This is a genomic window from Psychromicrobium lacuslunae, assembly GCF_000950575.1.
In the GTDB taxonomy this organism is placed as follows: Bacteria; Actinomycetota; Actinomycetes; order Actinomycetales; family Micrococcaceae; genus Renibacterium; species Renibacterium lacuslunae.
In genome coordinates this window covers 838,012-862,610 of the sequence record NZ_CP011005.1, presented here as the reverse complement: position 1 = coordinate 862,610, position 24,599 = coordinate 838,012, and the positions used below count along the sequence as shown (strand labels likewise).

The 24,599-nt window shown below is 59.7% G+C and carries 24 protein-coding genes; 11 read left to right on the top strand and 13 right to left on the bottom strand.

The annotated features are described in order from the left end of the window. Positions 1-59: 59 nt before the first annotated feature. The 3 genes from UM93_RS03965 to UM93_RS03955 are packed head-to-tail and all read left to right on the top strand — an operon-like array spanning position 60 to position 2,723. Positions 60-1,025, top strand: coding sequence for an ABC transporter ATP-binding protein (locus UM93_RS03965; protein WP_045073811.1), 966 nt, complete (start codon positions 60-62; stop codon positions 1,023-1,025). Further along, positions 1,022-1,804 carry an ABC transporter permease gene (locus UM93_RS03960; RefSeq protein ID WP_045073809.1) on the top strand — a complete coding sequence of 261 codons (783 nt, stop codon included), beginning with the start codon at positions 1,022-1,024 and terminating at the stop codon, positions 1,802-1,804. The genes UM93_RS03965 and UM93_RS03960 overlap by 4 nt, the downstream gene beginning before the upstream one ends. 1 nt (position 1,805) lies before the next feature. Then, the gene (locus UM93_RS03955; RefSeq protein WP_045073808.1) at positions 1,806-2,723 is read left to right on the top strand and encodes a COX15/CtaA family protein; all 918 of its coding nucleotides are present in this window, start codon (positions 1,806-1,808) and stop codon (positions 2,721-2,723) included. Positions 2,724-2,817: 94 nt separating this feature from the next. Here the strand turns inward: UM93_RS03955 and UM93_RS03950 are convergent, their stop codons facing one another. Further along, a complete protein-coding gene (locus UM93_RS03950) occupies positions 2,818-3,771 on the bottom strand; it encodes a heme o synthase (protein ID WP_045073806.1) in 954 nt (317 codons plus the stop codon). A 217-nt stretch (positions 3,772-3,988) separates the two neighbouring features. On the opposite strand from UM93_RS03950, the gene tkt reads away from it, so the two are divergent. From tkt to pgl, 6 genes are read left to right on the top strand one after another with little or no spacing between them, the layout of a single operon-like run. Continuing rightward, positions 3,989-6,130 (top strand): transketolase, encoded by a 2,142-nt coding sequence (gene tkt, locus UM93_RS03945; protein ID WP_045073805.1) that lies wholly within the window; start codon positions 3,989-3,991, stop codon positions 6,128-6,130. Between the two features lie 30 nt (positions 6,131-6,160). Further along, positions 6,161-7,294, top strand: a complete 1,134-nt coding sequence (tal, locus tag UM93_RS03940) for a transaldolase (protein ID WP_045073803.1) — start codon at positions 6,161-6,163, stop codon at positions 7,292-7,294. 1 nt (position 7,295) lies between these two features. Beyond that, on the top strand, positions 7,296-8,912 hold the full coding sequence (locus tag UM93_RS03935) for a glucose-6-phosphate isomerase (RefSeq protein WP_045073801.1): 1,617 nt from the start codon (positions 7,296-7,298) through the stop codon (positions 8,910-8,912). 7 nt (positions 8,913-8,919) lie between these two features. Continuing rightward, complete coding sequence (zwf, locus tag UM93_RS03930) at positions 8,920-10,494, top strand: glucose-6-phosphate dehydrogenase (protein WP_082057010.1); 1,575 nt, start codon at positions 8,920-8,922, stop codon at positions 10,492-10,494. After that, positions 10,491-11,429 carry a glucose-6-phosphate dehydrogenase assembly protein OpcA gene (locus tag UM93_RS03925; RefSeq protein WP_045073799.1) on the top strand — a complete coding sequence of 313 codons (939 nt, stop codon included), beginning with the start codon at positions 10,491-10,493 and terminating at the stop codon, positions 11,427-11,429. Before zwf ends, UM93_RS03925 begins: the two co-directional genes overlap by 4 nt. Next, positions 11,430-12,260, top strand: coding sequence for a 6-phosphogluconolactonase (pgl, locus tag UM93_RS03920; RefSeq protein ID WP_045073797.1), 831 nt, complete (start codon positions 11,430-11,432; stop codon positions 12,258-12,260). Positions 12,261-12,372: 112 nt separating this feature from the next. On the opposite strand, the gene UM93_RS17910 is transcribed toward pgl, so the two are convergent. The 4 genes from UM93_RS17910 to UM93_RS03900 all read right to left on the bottom strand — a co-directional run bounded on the left by UM93_RS17910 (position 12,373) and on the right by UM93_RS03900 (position 14,670). Continuing rightward, on the bottom strand, positions 12,373-12,858 hold the full coding sequence (locus UM93_RS17910; RefSeq protein ID WP_267884342.1) for a DUF5946 family protein: 486 nt from the start codon (positions 12,856-12,858) through the stop codon (positions 12,373-12,375). Continuing rightward, on the bottom strand, positions 12,855-13,112 hold the full coding sequence (secG, locus tag UM93_RS03910; RefSeq protein ID WP_045073794.1) for a preprotein translocase subunit SecG: 258 nt from the start codon (positions 13,110-13,112) through the stop codon (positions 12,855-12,857). Before secG ends, UM93_RS17910 begins: the two co-directional genes overlap by 4 nt. 98 nt (positions 13,113-13,210) lie before the next feature. Beyond that, positions 13,211-14,026, bottom strand: a complete 816-nt coding sequence (gene tpiA, locus UM93_RS03905) for a triose-phosphate isomerase (RefSeq protein ID WP_045073792.1) — start codon at positions 14,024-14,026, stop codon at positions 13,211-13,213. A 47-nt stretch (positions 14,027-14,073) separates the two neighbouring features. Beyond that, entirely contained in the window at positions 14,074-14,670 is a 597-nt protein-coding gene (locus UM93_RS03900) for a TetR/AcrR family transcriptional regulator (protein WP_045073790.1), read from the bottom strand. Positions 14,671-14,763: 93 nt separating this feature from the next. On the opposite strand from UM93_RS03900, the gene UM93_RS03895 reads away from it, so the two are divergent. Next, positions 14,764-15,243, top strand: a complete 480-nt coding sequence (locus UM93_RS03895) for a DoxX family protein (protein ID WP_045073788.1) — start codon at positions 14,764-14,766, stop codon at positions 15,241-15,243. 15 nt (positions 15,244-15,258) lie between these two features. On the opposite strand, the gene UM93_RS03890 is transcribed toward UM93_RS03895, so the two are convergent. From UM93_RS03890 to UM93_RS03865, 6 genes are read right to left on the bottom strand one after another with little or no spacing between them, the layout of a single operon-like run. Next, positions 15,259-16,230, bottom strand: a complete 972-nt coding sequence (locus UM93_RS03890) for an ABC transporter substrate-binding protein (RefSeq protein ID WP_045073786.1) — start codon at positions 16,228-16,230, stop codon at positions 15,259-15,261. A gap of 24 nt (positions 16,231-16,254) precedes the next feature. Further along, positions 16,255-17,220 carry an ABC transporter substrate-binding protein gene (locus UM93_RS03885; RefSeq protein ID WP_045073784.1) on the bottom strand — a complete coding sequence of 322 codons (966 nt, stop codon included), beginning with the start codon at positions 17,218-17,220 and terminating at the stop codon, positions 16,255-16,257. A 7-nt stretch (positions 17,221-17,227) separates the two neighbouring features. After that, positions 17,228-18,010: an amino acid ABC transporter ATP-binding protein gene (locus UM93_RS03880; RefSeq protein WP_045073782.1), complete on the bottom strand. Its 783-nt coding sequence runs from the start codon at positions 18,008-18,010 to the stop codon at positions 17,228-17,230. Further along, positions 18,007-18,969: an amino acid ABC transporter permease gene (locus UM93_RS03875; RefSeq protein ID WP_045073780.1), complete on the bottom strand. Its 963-nt coding sequence runs from the start codon at positions 18,967-18,969 to the stop codon at positions 18,007-18,009. Before UM93_RS03875 ends, UM93_RS03880 begins: the two co-directional genes overlap by 4 nt. Continuing rightward, positions 18,966-19,502, bottom strand: coding sequence for a GNAT family N-acetyltransferase (locus UM93_RS03870; RefSeq protein WP_422784948.1), 537 nt, complete (start codon positions 19,500-19,502; stop codon positions 18,966-18,968). Before UM93_RS03870 ends, UM93_RS03875 begins: the two co-directional genes overlap by 4 nt. Next, positions 19,503-20,663 carry an LLM class flavin-dependent oxidoreductase gene (locus tag UM93_RS03865; RefSeq protein WP_045073778.1) on the bottom strand — a complete coding sequence of 387 codons (1,161 nt, stop codon included), beginning with the start codon at positions 20,661-20,663 and terminating at the stop codon, positions 19,503-19,505. It abuts the gene before it with no gap. Positions 20,664-20,933: 270 nt separating this feature from the next. Between UM93_RS03865 and UM93_RS03860 the strand changes: the two genes are divergently transcribed. Further along, positions 20,934-22,817 carry an FAD/NAD(P)-binding protein gene (locus UM93_RS03860; protein WP_045073777.1) on the top strand — a complete coding sequence of 628 codons (1,884 nt, stop codon included), beginning with the start codon at positions 20,934-20,936 and terminating at the stop codon, positions 22,815-22,817. 98 nt (positions 22,818-22,915) lie between these two features. Here the strand turns inward: UM93_RS03860 and UM93_RS03855 are convergent, their stop codons facing one another. Both UM93_RS03855 and UM93_RS03850 read right to left on the bottom strand, forming a co-directional pair. Continuing rightward, positions 22,916-24,028, bottom strand: a complete 1,113-nt coding sequence (locus UM93_RS03855) for an LLM class flavin-dependent oxidoreductase (protein ID WP_045073775.1) — start codon at positions 24,026-24,028, stop codon at positions 22,916-22,918. Continuing rightward, positions 24,025-24,588, bottom strand: a complete 564-nt coding sequence (locus UM93_RS03850; protein WP_045073773.1) for a flavin reductase family protein — start codon at positions 24,586-24,588, stop codon at positions 24,025-24,027. The genes UM93_RS03855 and UM93_RS03850 overlap by 4 nt, the downstream gene beginning before the upstream one ends. Between the last annotated feature and the right edge of the window lie 11 nt (positions 24,589-24,599).

Below are 24,599 nucleotides of genomic sequence, written 5' to 3'. Positions count from 1 at the left end.
ATAAACTTGAGAATAGTCTTACTACTCAGCGTAGAAAAGAGTGCCGTAGACTAGAGGGCGTGCCCGACGCCTCCTCCCCCGCCCTCATCATTGACGGCCTAGTTAAAGACGTCGGCCCGGTCCCGGCTCTCGACGGCCGAATGAAACGGGTGATTAGCGGACTCTCATTGACCGCCGAGTTCGGCCAGGTAACAGTGCTGTTGGGGCTCAATGGTGCGGGTAAGACCACCACTTTGGAATGCGCTCAAGGTTTACAGAAAAGACAGGGCGGCAAGATTTCACTGCTCGGCGTTGACCCGGAAATGGCAGATGCGGCTTTGCGCGCCCGGGTTGGCGTCATGTTGCAGGATGGCGGCCTGCCGCCCGCGTTGCGGCCCATCCCACTGCTGCGCCACGTCGCTGGGATGTATCAAGACCCGTGGCCGGTCGACGAACTGGTGCAACTGCTCGATATCGAGTCCTTTGCCAGCACCTCGATTCGGCGGCTCTCCGGTGGCCAAAAGCAGCGAGTCGCCCTGGCCGCCGCATTGGTCGGCAGGCCGGAAATGGTTTTTCTCGATGAGCCCAGCGCCGGTCTAGATCCGCAATCAAGGCAACTGGTCTTCGAGCTGATTCGCAAGTTGCGCAGCGATGGCCTCGCGGTGGTGCTCACCACTCACCTGCTCGACGATGCACAGCGTTTGGCCGATTATGTCTACATCCTCGATGATGGCCGGACCGTCGCTGAAGGCACCGTGCCTGAACTACTCAAGGCAGCGGATCATAACTCTTCAACCCGCACTCTGACTTTCGATGCCACTCCCGGCCTGACCCCGACGTTACGTGACGAACTGAGGCTGGTTGAGACCCGACCCGGCAGTTACACCGTGAGCGGCCCGCTGCAAAGCAGCGACTTGGCTGATTTGGCTGGGTGGTGGGCAACCCATCAGGTAATGCCCACTTCGATCAACTTGGCTTCACGCTCGCTCGAGGATGTTTTTCTCGACATCGCGAACATTGCCGCGCTGGAGAGGGCACAGAAATGACTGAGCAGATACTAAGCAGCCCGATCCATCCGGGGCAGGCGCGCCCGGTGCCACTGGCCCGGCGAATTGTTTTACAAGCTCGCTACGAAACCAACACCATGCTGCGCAATGGCGAACAGCTCATTCTGGCTATTGTGCTGCCTTTACTCGGGCTGATAGCTCTGGTGGTGACCCCGCTACTCGATGATCTGGGGCAGAGCCGAATCAATATTGCGGCACCTGGAATCTTGGCGCTCTGCGCGATGTCTACGGCTTTTACCGGCCAGGGCATAGCTACCGGCTTCGACCGCCGTTACGGCGTACTGCGCTTCCTCTCCACCACCCCGCTGGGTCGTAGCGGGCTGATCGCGGGAAAAGTGATTGCCGTGCTCGCGGTGTTGGTGATCCAGGTCATCGTGATCGGTGCGGTGGCGCTTCTCCTCGGTTGGCAGCCACATTTCCCCGGTGTGCTCTTGGGCATTCCCTTGCTGGTCCTCGGAGCACTGTCCTTCACTTCGCTGGGCCTGCTCATTGCCGGCACCGCGCGGCCGGAAGCTACCTTGGCGCTGACCAACTTGCTCTGGATCTTACTCGGCGCCCTGGGCGGCATTGTGCTGCCGCCGAGCCGTTCACCGGGGCTCATGTCGGACATCGTGCAGTTCTTACCCTCCGGTGCCCTCGGCGAAGCAATGCGCTCGGCAATGTTGCACGGAAGTTTCAATATTTTCTCGGTCATCGTGCTTTTGGTTTGGGCGGTGGTTGCCTCGGTGGCCGCCGTGAAATGGTTCAAATGGAGTTGAAATGAGTACCCTGTATCGGTCGTTGCTGGCCAAGCTACCCACCACGGTCAACACCACCGTCCGGCGGCTGACCATTGCCTCGCTGATCGGCCAGATCGTGCTGGTCGGCACCGGCGGTGCGGTGCGGCTGACTTCCTCAGGATTGGGCTGCCCAACCTGGCCTAAGTGCACAACTGATTCTTTGGTGAACACCCCGGAAATGGGCATCCACGGCTTCATCGAGTTCGGTAACCGCACCCTGACCTTCGCGCTGGCCCTCGTCGCGGCAGCAATGCTGATCTCCTTGCTCGGAATCCGCAAAGAACAGCCGGTCATGTTCTGGCTGTCTTTCGGCTTGCTGGCCTCCATTCCGGCGCAAGGCGTAATCGGCGGGATCACCGTGCTCAGCAACCTCAACCCCTGGGTGGTCGGCTTTCACTTCCTGGTCTCGGCGACCCTGGTGATTTTCTCCATGCTGCTGGTCAACCGCGCCTATGGTCGGCCACCGGAAAGCCAAAAGCCGGTACGCAGCACGCTCCGTCAGCTCTCTCTGGTCGCCGCGATACTGGTTGGTGTAACGGTGGTTCTCGGCGTGATGGTGACCGGTTCCGGCCCACACGCCGGCGACGCCGATGCGCCTCGTAATGGACTTGAGCCCGAGCTGATTACTCGCATTCATGCCCTGCCGGTCTACCTTTTGGTGGCCTGCACCTTGGTGTTGATCCTCTTGTGCTGGCGCCGTGGCGGCGGAGATTTGCTGCGCTCCGCGACGCTCTGGCTCCTGGCAGTGGTGATCTTGCAGGCCGCAGTTGGCTTTGTGCAGTACTTCACTGGGCTGCCGATTGTGCTGGTTGGCTTGCACATGCTGGGTGCTGCGGCGCTGCTGGCGGTCGGCACCAACCTCGCCGACGTCGCACTGCGGGCCCGACGCACCGCCTGAGAACTTGCCGCGGCAAGCTGGGGTTCACGATAGCGAACAGCTGAGAAACCGCAGAACGCGTAGTGACCTCTAAGCAGGCAGAACGGATGGGCGCTTAGCCCATGAGCGGCTGGCCGATGAAGGGATCAGCGGCGAGCGCAACGAAGAGGAAAGTCAGATAGCTGATTGAGCCGTGGAAGACCTTCATGGCGCCCTTATTGGTCAACGTATTGTGCTGTGCTTTGCTGTACAAGCGGTGCGCCTCGACTAAGAACCAGGCACCAGCCGCCAGCGCGACGACTGTGTAGACAATTCCGGCACGTCCCAGCGGTATCATCAGCAGCGAACAAGCCACCATCGCCCAGGCGTAGAGAACTACCTGCACTGAGACGATGCGCGCGCCAGCTACAGCGCCCAGCATCGGCACTTTCGCGGCGTTGTAGTCCTCGCTGTAGCGCATTGAAAGCGGCCAGTAATGCGGCGGCGTCCAAAGGAAAATCACGCTGAATAGAATGACTGCGGGCCACTCGACCCGGTTGGTCACCGCGGCCCAGGCGATCAGCACTGGCATGCAGCCAGCAATGCCACCCCAGACGATGTTCTGCGCGGTACGCCGCTTCAGCACCAAGGTGTAAACCACCACGTAGAAGAAAATCGCGGCCGCACCGAGCACGCCGGAGAGCGGATTAGCGCCAAACCAGAGAATCACAATGGCGAGCACTCCGAGCGCCCAGGAGAAAATCAGGGCTTCCCGCGGGCTGATCGCACCGGTGACCAGAGGTCTGTTCTCGGTGCGGTGCATTACTTTGTCAATATCGCGATCAATGTAGCAGTTGAACGCTCCAGCACTACCGGCGGCGAAGGCACCACCCACCATGGTGGCAATAATCAGCCAGATATCGGGGAACGAGCGGGCCGCGAAAATCATCGTCGGCAAGGTGGTCACCAGAAGAAGCTCGATCACTCGCGGCTTGGTCAGAGCGAAATAAGCCTTAGCCTTAGCGCTGAAACCTAGTTTCTGCGGAGTCGTCGACTCCAGCGGTGTCGTTGCACTCTGCGTTACACGCACGTCTCACCCATATTTCTCATCCAGCTGGTATCTAAATTCATTCTACCTCGGATAGAAACCGCTCAATTGCCCTTCGGCGCCAGCTGCGTGGTGGGCTGCTCAAGTCAGTGTGACGAGTTAGACGCCATATAGTTGCGGGGGCCACAGGGCTTAAGCACTAAGCTGGAAGTCGGAGTTCAAGAATGCACGATATTCGCAAGAGAGGGCACAGTTTTCGATGCCACAGCAAGCGCAAGAATTTTCATGGACCGAGCTAGACCAGAAAGCCGTTGACACCGTTCGAGTGTTGGCCGCCGATGCGGTGGAGAAGGTGGGAAATGGCCACCCGGGCACCGCAATGTCTCTAGCCCCTGCCGCTTATTTGATCTTCCAGAGGTTACTCAAACACGATCCTGCGGATCCCCTGTGGGCTGGCCGTGATCGTTTTATCCTCTCCCCCGGGCACACCTCGCTGACCCTTTACATCCAGCTCTTCCTTTCCGGCTACGGGCTGGAATTGAGCGATCTGGAGTCGCTTCGTACCTGGGGTTCACTCACTCCGGGGCACCCCGAGTACAAGCACACCAAGGGCGTGGAAATCACCACCGGCCCGCTGGGCCAAGGCTTGGCTTCCTCGGTGGGCTTCGCTTACTCGCAGCGCCGGATGCGTGGCATGTTCGACGCCGACGCCGCCCCGGGCAGCAGCCCCTTCGATCACAATATTTGGGTGATCGCTTCCGACGGCGACTTACAGGAGGGTGTCACCTCCGAGGCCTCGTCGCTTGCCGGGCACCAGGAACTCGGCAATCTGGTGGTGCTCTACGACCAAAACCACATCTCGATTGAAGATGACACCGACATTGCTTACTCCGAGGACGTGCTGAAGCGCTACGAAGCTTATGGCTGGCACGTGCAGCGGGTGGACTGGACCAAAACCGGCGAGTACGTCGAGGACGTCGCCGAACTCTACCGGGCTCTGATCGAGGCGAAGAACGAGACCTCAAAGCCCTCGATTATTGCGCTGCGCAGCATCATCGGCTGGCCCGCACCGACCAAGCAGAACACCGGTAAGATTCACGGTTCTGCACTGGGTGCTGAAGAGGTAGCTGGTTTGAAAAAGTTCTTGGGCTTCGACCCGGAGAAGAGCTTCGAGGTCGACGCTGAGGTGCTGGCCCATGCCCGCCAGGTCGTCGAGCGAGGTGCCGCCGAGCACAAAGAGTGGGACACCGCCTTCGGTGAGTGGCAAAACACCCATCCGGAGGACGCCAAATTATTGGCTCGAATTGAGTCCGGCGCGCTACCGGAGAACTGGACCGCGGCGCTGCCGAGCTTCGAAGCTGGCAAGGACGTCTCCACCCGCGCTGCCTCCGGAAAGGTGATCAATGCGATTGCCTCCGAGTTGCCGGAACTCTGGGGCGGCTCCGCGGACCTGGCAGAGTCCAATAACACCACTATCGAAGGTGCCGCTTCCTTCGTGCCGAGCGATCGGCAGACCAACGCCTGGTCAGGCAATCCCTATGGCCGGGTGCTGCACTTCGGCATTCGTGAGCACGCCGCCGCCGCGATCGTGAACGGTATTCACCTGGGCGGACCGACCAGAGCCTTCTCAGGCACCTTCCTGATCTTCTCCGATTACCAGCGTCCAGCCATTCGACTCGGCGCTCTCATGGGTGTGCCCAGCATTTATGTCTGGACTCACGATTCCATCGGCCTCGGCGAAGACGGGCCAACCCATCAGCCAGTCGAGCAGTTGGCTAGCCTACGCGCTATCCCCGGCCTGGACGTGGTGCGTCCGGGCGATGCCAATGAGGTAGCCCAGGCCTGGCGCGGCATTCTGGAGAACCGTGAGAACCCAGCCGGCATCGTGCTGACCAGGCAGAACATTCCCACCTACCAGCGCGGCAGCGGCGTTGCCACGGCAACCGAGTTCGGCTCGGCGGAAGGCGTGCTGCGCGGTGGCTATGTGCTCGCTGAAGCGGTGCGTACCGATGGCTCAGGAAACACCTCCATCGTCACCCCCGATGTCATCCTGATTGGCACCGGTTCCGAAGTTCAGCTCGCCGTCGAGGCCCGTGATGCACTGGCTAGCGAAGGAATCGCGGCCCGCGTCGTCTCGATGCCCTCGATCGAATGGTTCCACAAGCAGGACGCAGCCTATCGCGAGTCGGTATTGCCTTCGGCAGTCAAGGCCCGGGTTTCGGTCGAGGCCGGCCTGGCCTTGCCTTGGCGGGAATTCGTCGGTGACACCGGGCGTTCCATTTCGCTGGAACACTTTGGCGCCTCGGCCGATTACAAGCGTCTGTACGCCGAATTCGGCATAACCTCTGAGGCGGTCGCCACCGCGGCCAAGGACTCGATTCAAGCCATTCAAGCCGTTTAGTCTTTTGCGAAGAAATTTTAGGAGAGAGTAATGAGCGATCTAACCCCCACAGCACAACTTTCAGCGGCCGGTGTCTCCATTTGGCTCGACGATCTTTCCCGCGAACGGCTCAACAGCGGAAGCCTGCAGAAGCTGATCGAGGAGAAGAACGTGGTCGGCGTGACCACCAACCCGTCGATCTTCCAGGCCGCGATCTCCAACGGTGGCCCGTACTCCGAACAGGTCTCGGAGCTTGCCAGACGCGATGCCGACGTCGAGACGGCTGTTTTTGAGATCACCACCCAGGACGTTGCCAATGCCTGCGATTTGTTCGCGCCGATCGCCGAAGCCAGCAAGGGCGTCGACGGGCGGGTGTCCATCGAGGTCGACCCGCGCAAAGCCTGGGACACCGAGGGCACCATCGCCGAGGCCAAACGACTGCATGAGAAGGTCGGCAAGTCCAATGTGCACATCAAAATCCCGGCGACGCTAGAAGGCCTGGAAGCGATCACCGAGACTTTGGCCGCGGGCATCAGCGTCAATGTCACCTTGATTTTCTCGTTGGAACGCTACCGTGCGGTGATCAACGCTTTCCTGCTCGGCATCGAGAAGGCTAAAGAAAACGGCCACGACCTCTCCCAGATCCACTCGGTGGCGTCGTTCTTCGTTTCCCGGGTAGATACCGAGATCGACAAGCGACTTACTGCGCTGGCCGAAAAGGGCGAGCGTAGTGATGAGGCCAACGCGCTGAAGGGCAAGGCGGGCGTCGCGAATGCTCGGCTGGCCTACCAGATCTACCAGGAGCAGTTCGGCTCCGAACGCTGGAAGTTGCTCGCCGAAGCGGGCGCGCTGCCGCAGCGCCCGCTCTGGGCTTCCACCGGGGTGAAGGATCCGGCGTACCCGGACACCCTCTACGTCACTGAGCTAGTGGCTCCGAACGTGGTGAACACGATGCCGGAGAAGACCCTCGATGCCACCTTCGATCACGCAGTCGTTACCGGCGACACGGTAACTGCACACTATGACGAGTCGAATGCGGTGCTGAACGCCCTGGAAGGCCTCGGCGTGCACTACGACGACGTCGTAGCGCTGCTGGAGAAGGAAGGCCTGGAGAAGTTCGTGACCAGCTGGAATGAGCTGCTCGAAGATGTTCAGCAGACCCTCAATAGCGCAAAGGAAGCCTAAGATGTCGAGCCTTTCTTTCGCTGCCAGTGGTGCCGCGCTGGCGGCAGCCGAGCTGCATTTGCCAGCCTTGGTCGCCGACGAGGTGGCCTCCCGGATCTTCGCTCAGGACCACACGCTCTGGGGTAAGGACGCCGAGTCCGAAGCTTCGATTCGACTCGGCTGGGTGGAAGCTCCAGCGATTTCTGCTCCGTTAGTTGAGCAGATTGTCGCGCTGCGCGCCGAGCTGCAGGCCGAGGGTGTCAATCACATTGTGCTCGCCGGGATGGGCGGCTCCTCGCTGGCCCCCGAGGTGATCACCAAGACCGCAGGCGTCGAGCTCACCGTATTGGATTCCACCGACCCGGAGCAGGTCCGTGACGCGGTCAAGGATCGGCTTCAGGAAACCGCCCTGGTGGTGTCCTCGAAGTCCGGTTCCACCCTGGAAACCGACTCACAGCGGCGTATTTTCGAGCAAGAATTCAATGCTGCCGGGATCGATGCCAAGCGCCGCATCATTGTAGTCACCGACCCGGGTTCGCCACTCGATGCCTCGGCCCGCGAAGCCGGTTACCGCGCGGTATTCAATGCCGATCCGAATGTCGGTGGACGTTATTCGGCCTTGACTGCTTTCGGTCTGGTGCCTTCTGGCTTGGCCGGTGTGGATATTCAGGCTCTGCTTGATGACGCCGAGGAAGCTGGCGAGATTCTGCGTGATAACGACGCCGATAATATTGGCCTCGGCTTAGGCAGCGCCTTGGGCGGCACTAACCCGCTGCGCAATAAGATCGTGATCGTCGATGAAGGTTCCGGCATTATTGGTTTCGCCGACTGGGCCGAGCAGCTGATCGCCGAGTCGACCGGCAAGCTGGGCACCGGCGTCCTCCCGGTGGTTGCCGATCCGAACTCGCCCGAGGTCTCCTCCGGCGCTGAGGATGTGCTGGTAGTCCGGTTGGTCTCCCCCGAGGAGGAGGTCGACCCGAGCGGCGATCAAGTAGTGCTCTCCGGTGGCTTAGGCGCCCAGATGATGCTCTGGGAGTTCGCGGTGGCGGTCGCTGGCCGACTGCTCGGCATCGACCCCTTCGACCAGCCCGACGTCGAGGCGGCCAAAAAAGCCGCCCGCGGTCTACTGGACGCCCGCCCGGAGCCGGTGCCGGCTAACTTTACTGACGGCGCCATTGAGGTGCGTGGCGGCGATTGGCTCGGTTCGGCAACAACAGTGACCGAAGCGCTCAAGGCCCTCTTCGGCGAGCTCAGCGGCGACGGTTATCTGAGCGTGCAAGCCTACTTTGATCGTTTGACGCACGCCTCGCTGGCTGGTGTCCGCGATCAGTTGGCCGCGATCACCAACCGCCCGGTGACCTTCGGCTGGGGGCCACGGTTCTTGCACTCCACCGGTCAGTTCCATAAAGGCGGCCCCGCAATCGGAGTGTTCTTGCAGATCACCGCGGCAGCCTCCGAGGATCTAGCCATCCCGGATCGGCCGTTTAGCTTCGGTCAACTGATCGAAGCGCAAGCCGCCGGTGATGCTCAAGTACTCGCCGAGCACGGTCGGCCGGTATTGCGACTGCACTTAACTGAGCGCGCGGACGGCGTCGCGCAGTTGGAATCCGTGATCGCACAATTGCAACAGGAAGCCTAAGAAGCAGATGACTGATTCAGCAGCTAGCTCGCATGCTGCCTCATCCAACGGCAAGAATCATCGCAATAACCCACTGCGCGATCCGCGCGACCGGCGGCTCTCCCGGGTCGCCGGGCCTTCCTCGCTGGTGATCTTCGGCGTCACCGGAGATCTCTCCCGCAAAAAGCTGATGCCGGCGGTCTACGACCTGGCTAACCGCGGCCTGCTACCGCCCAGCTTTGCGCTGGTCGGCTTTGCCCGCCGACAGTGGGAAGATGAGGATTTCGCCGCCGAAGTCAAAGAGTCGGTACAGGCCCACGCCCGTACCCCCTTTGATGAGGCGGTCTGGAATCAGCTAATGGACGGCATTCGTTTCGTGCAGGGTGAATTCGATGACGACGATGCTTTCAATCGGCTCAAGGAAACCCTTGAAGAGCTGGATGCTGATCGCGGCACCCGGGGAAATCACGCTTTTTACCTGTCGATTCCGCCGAAGGCCTTCGACTTGGTCTGCCGTCAGCTCTCCAAGCACGGGCTAGCCCAGTCCACTCCCGGGCACTGGCGACGAGTGGTGATTGAGAAGCCCTTCGGGCACGATCTGGAATCGGCACGGGCGCTCAATGACGTGGTCGAGTCGGTCTTCCCGCCGGATTCGGTGTTCCGCATCGACCACTACCTGGGCAAAGAAACAGTGCAGAATCTGTTGGCCCTGCGCTTCGCGAATCAGCTCTTCGAGCCGCTCTGGAACGCCAACTACGTCGACCACGTGCAGATCACCATGGCCGAGGACATTGGCACCGGTGGCCGGGCAGGGTACTACGACGGCGTCGGGGCGGCTCGGGACGTGATTCAGAACCACTTGCTGCAACTACTCGCGCTGACCGCGATGGAGGAACCGATTTCCTTCAACGCCGAGGATCTGCGGGCCGAGAAGGAAAAGGTGCTGGCCGCGGTCAAACTGCCAGAAGATCTCTCCACCCACTCCGCTCGCGGCCAATTTGCGGGCGGCTGGCAAGGCGGCGAGAAGGTTCTCGGTTATTTGGAGGAAGAGGGTATTCCCGCCGATTCCACCACCGAGACTTACGCCGCGGTGCGACTCGATATCAACACCCGGCGCTGGTCGGGTGTGCCCTTCTACCTGCGCACCGGTAAGCGGCTGGGCCGCCGGGTGACCGAAATTGCAGTGGTTTTCAAGAAGGCGCCTAATCTGCTGTTCACCGATCACAGCGACGATGAGTTCGGTCAGAACGCGGTAGTCATCCGGGTGCAGCCGGATGAGGGTGTCACCATTCGTTTCGGATCCAAGGTGCCCGGCACCCAGATGGAAGTCCGCGATGTCACGATGGACTTCGGCTATGGACACGCTTTCACCGAAAGCAGCCCGGAGGCTTACGAACGCTTGATTCTCGATGTTTTGCTGGGTGAGCCGCCGCTCTTCCCGCGGCATCAAGAAGTCGAACTGTCCTGGAAGATCCTTGACCCCTTTGAGAAGTTCTGGGCCACGGAGGGTAAGCAACCCGAGTCCTATCCGCCGGGCAGCTGGGGTCCCGCCTCAGCCGACGAACTGATGAACCGTGACGGACGAAGCTGGAGAAGGCCGTGATTATTGATCTACCCGATACAACGACGTCCAAGGTCTCCAAGGAGATCCAGTCAATGCGGGAAAAAGGTGGCGTGGTAACGCTAGGTCGAGTGCTTACCTTAGTGGTGCTGACCAAGAGCGGTTATGAAGAGGAAGCCATTGAGGCTGCCAATCTGGCCAGCCGGGAGCACCCGTGCCGGATCATTGTGCTCGCTGATGCTTCTGAGCAGGACGAAACTAAGCTCGATGCCCAGATTCGGGTGGGTGGCGACGCCGGTGCCTCCGAGGTGATTGTGCTGCATGGTTACGGCGACCTCGCTAATCAGAGCGAATCGCTGGTCTCCGCGCTCTTGCTGCCGGACGCCCCAATCGTGGCTTGGTGGCCACACGGCATCCCCGCGGTTGCTTCGGAAACGTCGATCGGTAAGATCGCGCATCGCCGGATCACCGATTCCGCGAATGAGCCGAACCCGCGTGAAGCTCTGGAACACATTAGTCAGAGCTACACCGAGGGCGACACTGATTTAGCCTGGACCCGTCTAACGAACTGGCGGATTCAGCTGGCTGCGGCCTTCGATCAGCTCGACGACGAACCGGTGACCTCACTGCTGGTGGAGGGTGCCTCGGACTCGCCAAGCACGATGCTGCTGGCCGCTTGGTTGCATGAAGCTTTGCAGGTGCCGACCACGGTGATCGAGGATCCGGCCGGTACCGGGATTCGGCGCGTGGTGCTGGAACGCCAGGGTGGATCTATTGAGTTACTGCGGCCGGGAACCCAGGAAGCCACCCTGACTCAACCGGGACAGCCAGTGCAGCATATTTCCCTGCCACGGCGTTCTTTGCAAGACTGTCTTTCGGAAGAACTTCGCCGACTTGACCCAGATGAGGTTTTTGGCGAGGTTATCACCGAAGGCTTAAGCAGTTTGCTGGCCAATGAACAGCGCGAGGTAGGCTAAATGAGTTCAGCACCCGGACCAGTTCGGATCAATATTCACCCCAGCTTTGAGGTGCTAGCTGCCACCACAGCGGCCAGATTGATCACCAAACTGCTCGACGTGCAGAACGAGAGAGGCGAAGCCACTGTGGTGCTGACCGGTGGCACGGTGGGCATTGCCACCCTCAAAGCGGTGGCGGATTCAGCGGCCTGCCTAGCCGTTGACTGGTCAAAGGTCAATTTCTGGTGGGGCGACGAACGTTTTCTGCCCGCTGACGACGCCGACCGCAACGCTCGACAAGCCGAGGATGTGCTGCTCTCGAAGATTGGTGTGGACCCGGAACGAGTGCACCGAATGGGGAGCTCCGACGAGTTCGCCGATTCCCAGGCCGCTGCTGAGCGATATGCTCAGCAGCTAGCTCTCGCGGCAGCTGCTGAGCATCCTGACGAGGACCCGGAAGGCCTGGATACCACGGCCATCGTCTGGCAGGCCTTGCCCCGCTTCGATGTGCTGCTACTTGGTATTGGGCCGGACGGGCATATCGCCTCGCTCTTCCCGGAGATGGCCGGCATCCGCGTCAACGATGCCTTAGTGGTTGGCGTGGAAAACTCCCCCAAACCACCGCCCTCCAGAGTGTCCCTAACGTTGCCAACAATCAACTCGGCTCAAGAGGTCTGGATGGTGGTCGCTGGCGAAGATAAGGCTGGGGCCGTTGGTTTAGCTTTGGCGGGGGCTAATCCCGTTCAAGTACCGGCGGCTGGCCCCGCTGGCCGAATCAAGACTCTCTGGTTGCTGGACCAGGATGCCGCCGCAAAAGTGCCCGAGAACCTATTCCTTGGTGGTGCCAGCTAGAGCTAGGGGTGACAAACTAGCCCCTCGGGCCATCAAAGGTGGCAGTCTAGCTGTAGAAAGATCGCCATCTCCCTCCCGGTACCCTTGCGGCGAGAAGCTCCAGGCGGAGGAACTATTTCCCGGATGCTGAACTGCGCCACGCACGATCAAGCGATTTCGCCCAACGCAGCATCCGTTCGGAGTACCCAGGACTCGGAAAAGTGCCATCCACCGCGACGTCAAGAATGCCAAAATCTGGATCAACTGGAGGTCCAACCGGTAGCACCTCATTGACCAAAGCCTCACCTAGCGGTGCTGCTGGCGGTTGACGGTGGTTATTCGCCCGTACGGCTGCCTCAGTAAGGGAATGCACGCCCTGCAATCCTTCTCGTAAGAAGCATTGGAGTAGTGCCCATTCCCGCTCAAGCGAGGCTCTAGAACTGCGATCTGGAAACTGCAGAAAATAACAGGCAACATTGAGAGCGTGGAAACTCCCCCAAGGTTGCAATCTGGCATGGTCAAGGGCCAATAAGCGGTGAAATAGGTCCTCTGCGCTTAAAACACGATTCCCACCCGACGTCTCAGCCGGATGGGAATCGTGGGAAGCATACTCGTTCAGTTGGCCACCACTGTGCTGAACTTGATCACCAGGCCCAGCGCAATGATCACTGCGGCCCAGACTAGCCCCAGAATTACGGTGAACCGGTTGAGATTTCGCTCAGCCACACCCGAGGATCCGAGCGAGGAAGACATGCCGCCGCCGAACATATCGGAAAGGCCGCCACCGCGCCCTTTATGTAGCAGAATCAGCAGGGTCAGCAGGAACGAGGTGATACCCAGCAAAATCTGCAAAATGATGGTGAGAACTTGCACGGTGATCCGATTACCCTTCTGAGGTGTCCCGCTTCTGCGCTAAGCAGCCTTGGGTCAATAAGTCAGTGTAAAACTAAGTGAGCGCTAACGATAAAACTTTAGTCGGTCAGCAAATGCGACTCGAACCTAACAATATTAGCAAATTCGGCGACATCCAAGCTCGCCCCGCCGACCAGCACACCATCAACGTCACGTTCACGCAAAATTGATGCGACATTATTCGCCTTGACCGAACCACCATAGAGCAACCGGGCCTTTTCGGCGACCGATGTGTCAAAAATTTCTACTAGTTCGGCGCGCAGCGCGGCACACATTTCCTGCGCGTCCGCGGGCCCAGCCACTTCACCGGTGCCAATGGCCCAGATCGGCTCATAAGCTATCACCAATTCGGCGGCTTGCTGCTCGGTCAAGCCAGCGACGTCAGCACGCAACTGGGCCAAGGTATGCTCGACATGCTCGCCGGCCTGACGGACCTCGAGCCCCTCGCCCAGGCAGAGCACCGGGGTCAGCTGGTGCCGGTAGGCGGCATGCAGTTTGCGGTTCAGCAGTTCATCGGACTCGCCGTGGATGGTGCGGCGTTCGCTATGGCCAACCAGCACGTAGCGGCAAGCTAGCTTAGCCAGAAAGGCACCAGAGATGTCGCCGGTGTAGGCTCCAGAATCCTGATCCGAAAGGTCCTGAGCACCATAAACGACTTTCAGCTGATCGCCCTGAACCAGGGTCTGCACACCGCGCAGATCAGTGAAAGGCGGAAAAACCGCAACTTCCACCCTCGAATAATCATGCGAAGCATCGGAGAGAGTCCAAGCCAGTTTCTGCAGCAAGGTGATGCCCTGGACGTGGTCCATGTTCATCTTCCAGTTGCCCGCGATCAGTGGGGTTCGGTCAAATTTGCCGTTTGTTGAGGTGGTCACCTCAATATCCTATCCGGCTGAAGCGTTGTCGGCATGTTGATCGCGGATCACTGACCGCGATTAGTTGACTCTTCCTGATCTCGACCGAACAGCACGCCGGTAACGGCTCGCGCTCCAGTCAAAGGATCACCGTCGAGATTGCCACTCAGCCAAAGACTGGCATAGCCATGAACCAAAGACCAGGCAGCTAATGCGTTTGTGCGCTGATCCCCCAAGGGGCTGCCGTCACCGAGTCGGCTGATATTGTCTTTCAACGCGCGGTCGGCTCTGGCACGGGCTTCCTGCAGCGCCGGCTCGGCCGGATCGAAGAGGTCTTCACTGAACATCACCTCAAAATGGGCCCGGTGATTCACCGCGAATGCCACATAGGAAACCCCGACTTCCCGGAAGCTCTTGGTGAGTTGCGCAGTTTCTTCGAGCGAATCGGCGAGCAGCTGATACCCCTCGGCGGCGAGCGCGGTCAGTAAGCCTCGCTTATCACCAAAGTGGTGCTTCGGCGCAGCATGGGAGACATCAAGCTGACGGGCCAGCTCACGCAGACTGAGGTCACTAACCCCGCCGCGCTCAATCAAGTCGCTGGCACCGTCCAGCAGCGCGCGACGGAGGTCGCCGTGATGGTAGGAGCGTTCAGCAGCGTCGGTCATGTCCCCACTCTAACTCATCTTGACAATGGAAACATTCTATTTCAAGGTTATCTTGACAGTGAAAAGATTGAATATTTCCTCGGAGGATGACAGATGGAACCCCTGATTGCCCTGCTCGTTGCCTGGCCAGTACTACGTCTGATCGGTTACTTCGGTGTCCGTCGCCTTGCACACTGGCAAACTTCACTCCGCGGCGCTATCGCGGTGATGTTCACCATGACAGCGATAGTGCATTTCGTGGCCAAACGAGATGAGCTGATCGCCATGGTGCCACCCGGCCTGCCCGCACCTGAGCTGCTGGTGACAGTGACCGGGGTGCTTGAGTTCGCCGGCGCGATCGGACTACTTATCCCCCGCTTCGCGCGCAGCGCCGCAATCTGCCTCACCGTGCTGCTCCTAGTGATGTTCCCCGCCAATGTCTATGCCGCCCAGGCTGGCCTTGAGATGGCTCTGCTGCCGCGGACTATCCTGCAACTGATATTTTTGGCCGCCACCATCGCGGCCTCCTGGAAAACCTCGAGCGCGGCCGGCGAACCGACCGCGCCGAAGGCAAGCAGGGGCGTCCCAGGCTGATCTGCTAAGAACTGATTAAGATTTCGGCAGCCCCGGCGGGTTAGTCCGTGATGCACTGATGGCTTCGCTGCTGAGTCCCCAGCGTTCCAGCACCTTCTGATAGCTTCCATCCTTGATTAAGCCATTTATCGCAGCCGTGGTGGCTTCGACCAGTCCCGAGCCTTTCTTACTGGTCACCGCGATCTCAGCACTTAGCGGCCAGCCGCCTGGCACTAGGCCGAGAAGTTTCGTCTTTCCCGCTACCGCCGCCTTATAGGCACCGGTGGCGTTAGGTCCGAACGTGAGATCTGCTCGCCCGGATTGCAAAGCTAGCTCGCTGGCGGAATCGTCGTCGTAGTACTGAAACTCAATGGGAGCCAGGCCTTTCGCTTTATTCTGCGCGTCCCAGCTCAGCAGGATCTTCTCTTGGTTGGTGCCGCTACCGACGATGATCTTCTTTCCCGCCACATCGGCCGCCCCTTTGATTTCACCCAGCTTGCTGTCCGAACGAGCGTAGAAACCCAGAGTGTCATTGCGGTAGGTGGAGAAATCAAAGAGTTCCTTACGTTCCTCGGTCACCGTGACATTTGAGATAACCGCGTCGTATTTGCCCGAACGCACCCCGAGCGGCCAGTTGGCCCAGCTGGTGGCTTGCAAATCTAGCTTGAGCCCCAAGGCGTCCGCCAGTAGTTGGGCTAGGGCAGGGTCCGAGCCCACTATGTTCTTATTGCCCTCGGCATAAAAGGACAGCGGCGCGGTAAACGGGGCATTGCCGACCACCAAAGTGCCACGTTCCTTGATTGCTGCCGGTAGCAGGTCGTGGGCTTGCTGATTGAGCTTGCTTCGCAGCGGCGCGGCCTTCTCCGCCTCACTGACCGGATTAGCCGTAATCTCTGGAGCCCCGCTGCTAGCTGACTGTGCCCCAGTACCGGGGTCAGCGCAAGCGGTGAGTAAGGGAGCGAGCAGTGCCACGGCGAAGACCGCGGTAGTGAGAATCTTCTTTTTCATCGTCGTTCCTTCTGTCGATACTGGTCAGCGCACCACGGTCGAACTGGGAATGGCCTCATTGCTGAGCCCCCACCTCTGTAAGACCTGGCGGTAACTGCCGTCTTTGATGGCTGAGTTAATGGCGGCGCTCAAGGCGTCGACGAGTCCGTTGTTTTTCGCTGTGGTGGCTGCCACCAGGGTCTCACTGGGCCAGCCAGCATTGATTTGACCCACAATTTTCAGAGCACTGCTGGTGCTTTGCTGATAAACCGCACTTGGATAGGGCTGCAGCGAGACGTCGAGACGTCCGGCTTGTAGGCTGAGCAAAGTGTCACTAGCGCTACTGAAGTTCACCAACTCCGCTGGTTTCTTAGCTTCTTTTTCTAGTTGCGCGTTCCAAGCCAGCAGAATTTTCTCCTGATTGGTACCGCTTCCAACCGCCACCTTCAGCCCGGAAATATCCTCGGCCGAGTTAATCTGAAGGTTCGACTTCGTGGTGGCCAAGAACCCCATAAAGGCCGCCCGGTACGGTGCGAAATCAAAGAGTTTCTTACGTTCAGCATTAATACCGACGTTTGAGAACACCGCATCATAGTCACCGGACTGAGTTTTCAGTGGCCAACTCTCCCAGGAAGTCAGCTGGACGTTCAGGGAGAGTCCGAGTTTGTCGGCGACCAGCTGAGCCAGATCCACTTCCGATCCAATCACTGTCCGATCGTCGGTGGCGTGGAAGCTCAGCGGCGGGGTCGATCCGGTGGTAGCGACCACCAAGCTGCCCCGATTTTTAACGGCAGCGGGCACAAGTTTGGCCGCCGCAGGATCAAGCTGAGCACGGATTCGGTTTTGTTCCGGACCGGTATTAATCTGTGCACCGGAAGCAGCCGGTGAAACGGCGCTGACCGGGTCGGTTACTCCGCAAGCCACCAACGTCGATACCGCAATCAGTGACAACGTTAACGCGATAAGGCCTGAGGGAACTCGTCGCTGAACTCGAGTGAGTCGTTTTTTCATGTTTTTCCTAAAGGACTTTGGCCAGGAACGCCTGGGCACGTGGATGGGCAGCGCTGCTGAAAACATGTTCCGGCGAGCCTTGCTCAATGAGCTGACCGGCGTCCAGAAAAACAATCCGATCGGCGACTTCCCGAGCGAACCCGATTTCATGACTCACGATGATCATCGTGGTGCCGCTCTTGGCCAGGTTTTTGATCACATCGAGCACCTCGGTGACCAGCTCTGGGTCTAAAGCAGAGGTCGGTTCGTCGAAGAGCAAAACCTTAGGTTCCAAGGCAAGGGCCCTGGCAATGGCTACTCGTTGCTGTTGCCCTCCGGAGAGCTGACGTGGATAGGAATTAGCTCGATGTCGTAACCCCACTCGCTCCAGCAAATCAAGGGCCTTTTCGGTGGCTGCAGCCTTCTGCTGCCTCAAAGCTGCCCGCGGTGCCTCAATCACGTTCTCCAGCACACTCAGATGCGGGAACAGATTGAAGTTCTGGAAGACCATGCCAATCTGAGTCCGCTGCCTGAGGACTTCGCGCTCGGGAAGTTCGTGCAGCGCATCACCGCGACGTCGATAGCCAATCAGTTCACCATCAATTTCAACACTGCCCCGGTCAAGCTTCTCGAGATGGTTGATGGTGCGTAGCAGAGTTGATTTACCGGAACCTGAAGGTCCCAGGATAACCACCACTTCGCCGGGCTCGATCTGCAAATCAATGCCCTTGAGTACCTCAACGTCGCCGAAACGCTTATGCACCGAATGCAGCGCCACCTGGCCACGGCTCAGAGTCGCCGGGCCGCTCATCGGACAGCCTGCCGCTGACTGGGCCGGAATCTGGTCAGGCTGCTACGCAGTCGCTGCCAGGGGGTCTCCGGCATGTTCCGCGAGCTGCCCCGAGCGAAACGACGCTCAATGTAGTACTGCCCGACGCTGAGCACCGAGGTGATCAGCACATACCAAAGGGTGGCGACAAGAAGCAGCGGCAATACTTGCTGGGTACGGTTGTAGATCACCTGGATGGTGTAGAAAAGCTCATTGAAGGCGAGCACATAGACCACAGAGGTGCCCTTGACCAGACCAATGATCTCGTTGAAAGCGCTGGGCAAGATCGCTCTGAGCGCTTGCGGCAAGACGATCCGCAGCGCCCGGCGGCGACGCGGCAGGCCGAGCGCCGCTGCGGCCTCAAGCTGACCTTGATCTACCGAAAGAATACCGCCACGAATAATCTCGGCCGAATAAGCCGCTTGATGCAGGGTCAGCCCCAGCACGGCGGCGGCGAACTGACTGATCAAAGTAGTGGTCTGCACCTCGAAGAACACCGGGCCGAAAGGTACGCCCAGCTGGATCTTCTCGTAAAGGTAACCCAGGTTGTACCAGAGCAAGAGCTGCACTAGTAATGGCACCGAACGGAACAACCAGGTGTAAGCCCAGGACACCAACTGAAGCACCGGAGAGGCAGATATTCTCATCAGGGCCAAAAGGAACCCGAGCACGAAACCAGCGCTGCCAGCAATCGCGGTCAGCAGCAAGGTGGCGCCGAGCCCCCGCAATACCGACTCTGCGGTGAACCATTGGGCAACCACTCCCCATTCCCAGCGCGGGTTGCCAAGCACCGAGATGAACAAGGGCACCAGTGCCACGATGACCGCCACGGTAGCCACGGTGCGCCCGGGATGTCGGGCGGGCACGATTCGCAGCTCTTGATAACCATTCGGCGAAGGCGCATGCGGCCTCGCGGCAGCTCTACTCAAGGTCGTGGTCATGTGCTCAATTCCTTCCGAAAAGGCAACGGCCCGATGCTCTCGGGGTCGGCCTGCAGATCAAATTCAGCCCGGTACCCGGCAGCCAAATAGAGCGCCTTAGCTTCTGGCTGGCGGGGGCCGGTGGTCAGATAAATTTGCTGATAGCCGCGTCGATCGGCTTCTGCTTCCAATTCCGCCAGCACCCGCACGGCCAAGCCACGGCGTCGGTGTTCCGAGTGCGTCCAAATCCGCTTCAGCTCAGCGGTTTCCCGGTCGTAGCGTCGAAACGCACCCCCTGCCACGGGCTGGCCAGCCTCGAGCAGTACCAAAAAGTCCCCGTCCGGCGGAGAGAATTCTGCCGCCGGGTAGTTCAGCAACTCCTGATGCACTTCTCGGCGGCTCTGGCCGTAACGGCTGCTGTATTCAATCGCCAGCTCCGCCAAGAGCGGCTGAATCAGACGATGTCGCTGATGCAGATGCCGAACCTCAAGTCGTAACGGTTCGGCTGTTTGCTGGTGGTGAGGAACCCGATTCTGCAAAGCTGGTGCAGCCACTCACGCCACCGCCCCTACGCTCTGCTGCGCTGCCGTCTGCTGCGCTGTTGTCTGCTGCGCTTCGCGCTGCTCGACAGCGGGCAATTTAGCGGCCTCCTCGCGAAGTAGCGGAATGACTTGTTCGCCGAAGTCCTTGGCATCTTGAAGTGTGTCGTAGCCCCTCACTGAGATGATGTCGATGCCGAGCTTGACATATTCAAGCAGCGCCTCGGCAACAACTTCCGGGGTCCCTACCAGGGCATTGGAATTCCCGCCACCACCGGTAATTTCCGCGGTCTTAGTCCACAGCGCTTTGCCAAAGCGCTCGCCCTGCGCCGCCAGTTCAAGCAAGCGCTGGGAGCCGCTATTTTCTGGCTGAGTGAGCGAGCGGCGGTGCCGGAAAGTGCTGGCCCCTTTGACGCGTTCCTCCAGCCGCTGGGCAATCTGTTCGGCCCGCTGCCAGGCTTGCTCCTGGGTGGGAGCCAGAATGGGCCGGAAAGCGACCTGAATTCGGGGCAAAGTCTCCCGGCCGGCCGCTGTTGCCGCCTGCCGAATGGATTCAATTTGCTCGGCCGTGCCGGCTAAGGTCTCGCCCCACAGCGCAAAAACATCCGCCTCGGCAGCACCAACCTGGTAGGCGGCGTCCGAGGAGCCCCCAAAGGAAATCAGCGGACGCGGCTGCTGCACCGGAAGGAAATCGAGCGCGAAGTCTTCGATCGAGTAATGCTCCCCCGAGTAATCAAAACGCTCGGTGCTTTGCCAGGCACGCTTAACGATCTGTAAGTATTCCCGAGTGCGCTGGTAGCGCTCGTCTTTACTCAGAAAGTCCCCCTCCGCGGCTTGGTCAGCTGCGGAGCCACCGGTAATGAAGTGCACGGCCACCCGGCCACCGGAAATGTGATCCAGGGTGGCATAGGTTTTGGCAGCAAAAGTAGGTGCCGAAACATTGGGCCGGTGTGCCACGAGGAGGCCAAGTGTGTCGGTCTGAGCCGCGGCGTAGGCCGCTGCTTGGGCGGGATCCGGGCTGCCTGAACTATAGGCGAAGAGCACCCTGGTAAACCCGCTGTCTTGATGCACCCTGGCCAGCTTCGCAATATAGTCGCGATCGAATGCCTCGCCGCTTCGCGGCTGAGTTTCGGTGCCGTCGTTGAGCGCACCCATGCCTAGAAATTCGAGAGCCATTGTGCTGGTCCTTCCCCTTGATCCCCGTTGTGGATGCCCGGTGGGCGTGTGGTGGATTGCTAGTGGCTCGAAGCTACGGGGCGCGCTGAAGCCGGGTCAAGGTCGGTGACTTCATCGGTCGCAGCGGGTCTTCCGATGACTTTTAGTGACTTGCTATGACCTCTTTATGACCCATCAATGACGACCTTTTACGCTCTTTGACCGTTCGACTGACAGCCCCAGCCGAGCTGGATACAGTCGGGAAAAAGTAACATCACCCCGGAGGACTCCTTGGCCAGCGATTCGTCGAACACTCATCGGCAGGCTCCTCGCGCGCTCGCATTCATCGGCGGCGGGCCACGGACCGCAGGCATCCTCGAGCGGTTGGCTAGCAATCTGACAGACTTTCCCTCGACGAATTTCACCATCCACATTTTCGACCCCTTCGAACCCGGTTCTGGTCGAATTTGGCGACGAGAGCAATCCCCTCTACTTCGGCTGAACTCAACTGCCGCCGATGTCACGATGTTTACCGATTCCTCGCTGAAAATGGCCGGCCCGGTGGCGGCAGGACCAAACTTATTCGACTGGGCAGTTGCCGTGCGCAATGGTTCGGTTGCTGATCTAGAGATCGACGACGCAGCGCTTTGGCAAGAACTTCTCAGCCTGCGCCCGGGGAGCTTCCCGAGTCGGCGCTTGCATGCCGAGTACCTGCAGTGGAGCTACCGCAAGACGGTGCGCAAACTGGCCCCCCGGGCCGTCGTGATTCACCACCCGTTCAGTGTCAAAGCAATAGAGACGCTCGATGATGGGCGCGAGAAGATTAGGTTCAGCGAGCCAACACGTAGTCTGGTCGTGGACGCCGCAGTATTGGCTTTGGGGCATACCGACGCAGTGCCGGATCAGCAAAGCGAGGAGTTGCTCGACTTCGCACAACGCCACCAGGGTTGGTATCTGCCGCCCTGCTATACCGCTGATAGCGACCTCTCTGCGGTGCAGCCCGGTCAGCCGGTGCTGGTTCGCGGCCTGGGGCTTGCCTTCATCGACCTGATGGTGCTGCTCATGCAGGGCCGCGGCGGCCAGTTTCGAGAAAACCCTGACGGAAGCCTGAAGTACTTGCCCTCCGGTCGCGAGCCACGGCTCCTCGTTGGCTCCCGACGCGGCGTGCCCTATCACTCAAAGACACCAACCGTGCTCCATGGCGAGCCCTTCGCGCCACGTTTCTTTAGTGCTTCGGTGATCGAGGAACTCCTGCTCAGCCGCGAGCTGCTCGATTTCGACCAGGATTTGTGGCCGCTGATCAGTAAGGAACTGCTCTACGGCTACTACCGGGAGCTGAGTACCGGGCACCCAGAGCGGCTCAACGGACACTGGACGGATATTCAACGGCTCTTCGAAGCACCGGGGCTGCCCGCCCGGAGTACGCTCCAAAAGTTACTCTCCGATCCCGCAGATTACCTCGATCTGAACCGGTTAGACCGGCCTTTCGAAGACACCGAGGTTGAGGATCTGCAGGGCTGGCTGCGGAACTACATCCTGACCGATCTCGAGCGGCAGAGCACCGATCAGCACAGCGAGGCTTACGGCCTGTTTCTGGCGCTGTTAAGCTGCTACGGAGCGCTGGTCCAGATCCCCCATGATCGGCTGAGCCTGGATTCCCACCGTAAGCTTCGGGGGCGCTGGCATAGCTTCTTCAGCTTTCTTGCCAGCGGACCCCCGCCACGGCGATTGCAGGAGTTACTGGCTCTGCAAGAAGCTGGCCTCATTGAATTCCTCGGCCCCGAGGTACGCATCGACCTCAACGAGCTCAGCGGCTGCTTTGAGGCGACTTCGGCCTGGCAGAAAACCCCCAGGAGCGCCAAAGCATTGATCGATGCTTTCCTTCCCCGGCAGGACGCGCGCTACTCAGTGGACCCTTTGATCTCCGCGGGTGCCACGGCCGACCGAGTTCAAGTGGATGGGCAGAACCGGGTGCTCAATCAGCACGGAGCTAGTGTCTTGAACCGCTTCGCTGTCGGTGCTTTCACCGATTCGATGGTGACCGGAGCCTTCCCTAGGCCGGGGAGCAACGCCCCAGTATTCCGGGATAACGACGCCCTGGCGCGGCGACTGCTTGAGTTAATAGCCGCACCGAAGGCAGCACAGCCCCAGCTCTCAGAACGGCTCAGTGCATAGAGAAAGAGCCTAGATATGCTGTCGAAACGTTCCACCCCATCACGCCCATCGAAATCGCTTGCCTAGCAGGCACTGGTCGGTGAATAGTTCGGCTTTTGTCAATGGCTCAGCACGGGCACTGCGGATCGCCCACCGGCAAAGGCCGGCCGCTGGGCGTGTGGGTCACCGGCACCCCACAAAGTGGTGCTGACCTCTGCTTGAACAGCCGGAATAACTTCAGTGGCGAAGGCTTCAAGGATCTCAAGCTGCTGTTCTAAGGGCACCGTACTTGGTAGTGATACCGACTGCAGGTCGTGGCTGAAAGCATCATGGAACCGCAGGATCTTCTCCGTGACCTGCTCGACAGTGCCAACTAAGGCGGGGCCTTCGGCAACAGCATGGTCAATATTGCGGAACGGCGTATTGTTTCCCGGCACATCACGCCGCGCGACTAACCCTTCATAAACTGGACCGAACTCCTTTTTGGCTCGTTCGGAGGTTTCCGCAATGAATAAGCCCCCGGCACCTGAACCAGCACCCAGATAGGCGCGGGCCGGGTCATGCCCGTGCAGCTCGTACTCTTCAAAGTAATGAGCGATCAGCGCGCGATAAGCCCCCAGTGGCTGGATCGCATTGGCACTAAAAAGCGGATCACCCCAGCGGGCGGCAAGTTCGACGGCGGTGCGGGAGGTCGCCGAACCGTGCCAGATGCGGATCGGTCCAGCGAATGGCCGCGGCAAGGAGGTGGCCTGTCGCAATTCGCTGCGGAACTTCCCGCTCCAATCAATCGATTCCTCGCTCCAGAGCAGCCGGAGCAATTCATATTTTTCGCTCAGCAACTCATATTGTTCGTTCGATTGCAGGCCGAAAAGCGGGAAGTGGGCCAGCTCATTGCCCTTACCAATGGTTATTTCCAAACGGCCCCGGGAGAGCTGGTCAATGGTTGCGTAGTCCTCGGCCACTCTGAACGCATCATGCAAGGAAAGCACTGTGACACCGGTCTGCAGCCTGATCCGGGAGGTACTGGCGGCAATTGCACCGAGCACTGCCACCGGTGAGCTGGAAAGGAAACTCCCGGCATGACGCTCCCCCACCGCAAAAGCATCAAAACCCAATTGCTCCGCCCGCTGCGCGAAAAGCAATGTCTGCGCCAAACGTTCCGCCGGATTGACCAGGCGACCGGTGAGTGGATTGCGTTGATGCGGAATAATATCGAGAAGCTGAAATTTCATGCGCTCAAGGCACTTGCTCGGGAGTCGCCCAACACCTCGCTGCGCTGACGAAGTGGTGAAACTGCGGGCTCGTTGTGCAAGGCCGCAAAGTCACCTCGAAAAAACAGCAAAGGTTGCTGCACAGTATCTGAGGCACTGAGCTGCCTCACCCGGGCGATGGCAATGGTGTGATCTCCGGCATCATGTTCCGCCTCGAGCTCACAGTCCACCCAGGCCAGCGCCCCAGTCAAATGCGGGTTTTCAGCGGCAGAGGGTCGCCATTCGATGCCTTCGAACCTGTCAATGCCGCGGCGGCTGAAACTCAGCGCAAGCTGTTCGGCGCCGGTGGGCAAAATGTTCACCGCGAAATGACCTACTTGTCTGATCTTCGGCCAGCTACTCGAGCCTTTGGTGGGATTGATCGAGATGAGCGGCGGTTCGAGCGAAAGCGAAGTGAAGGACTGGCAGGTAAAGCCCACCGGCCCGCTCGAGTCAAGCGCTGTCACCACGGTCAGTCCAGTAGCAAAGTGGCCCAGCACCGTGCGCATTTGCTGCGGTGTCACCTGGTCGGGAAATCCCATATTCGCTCCTC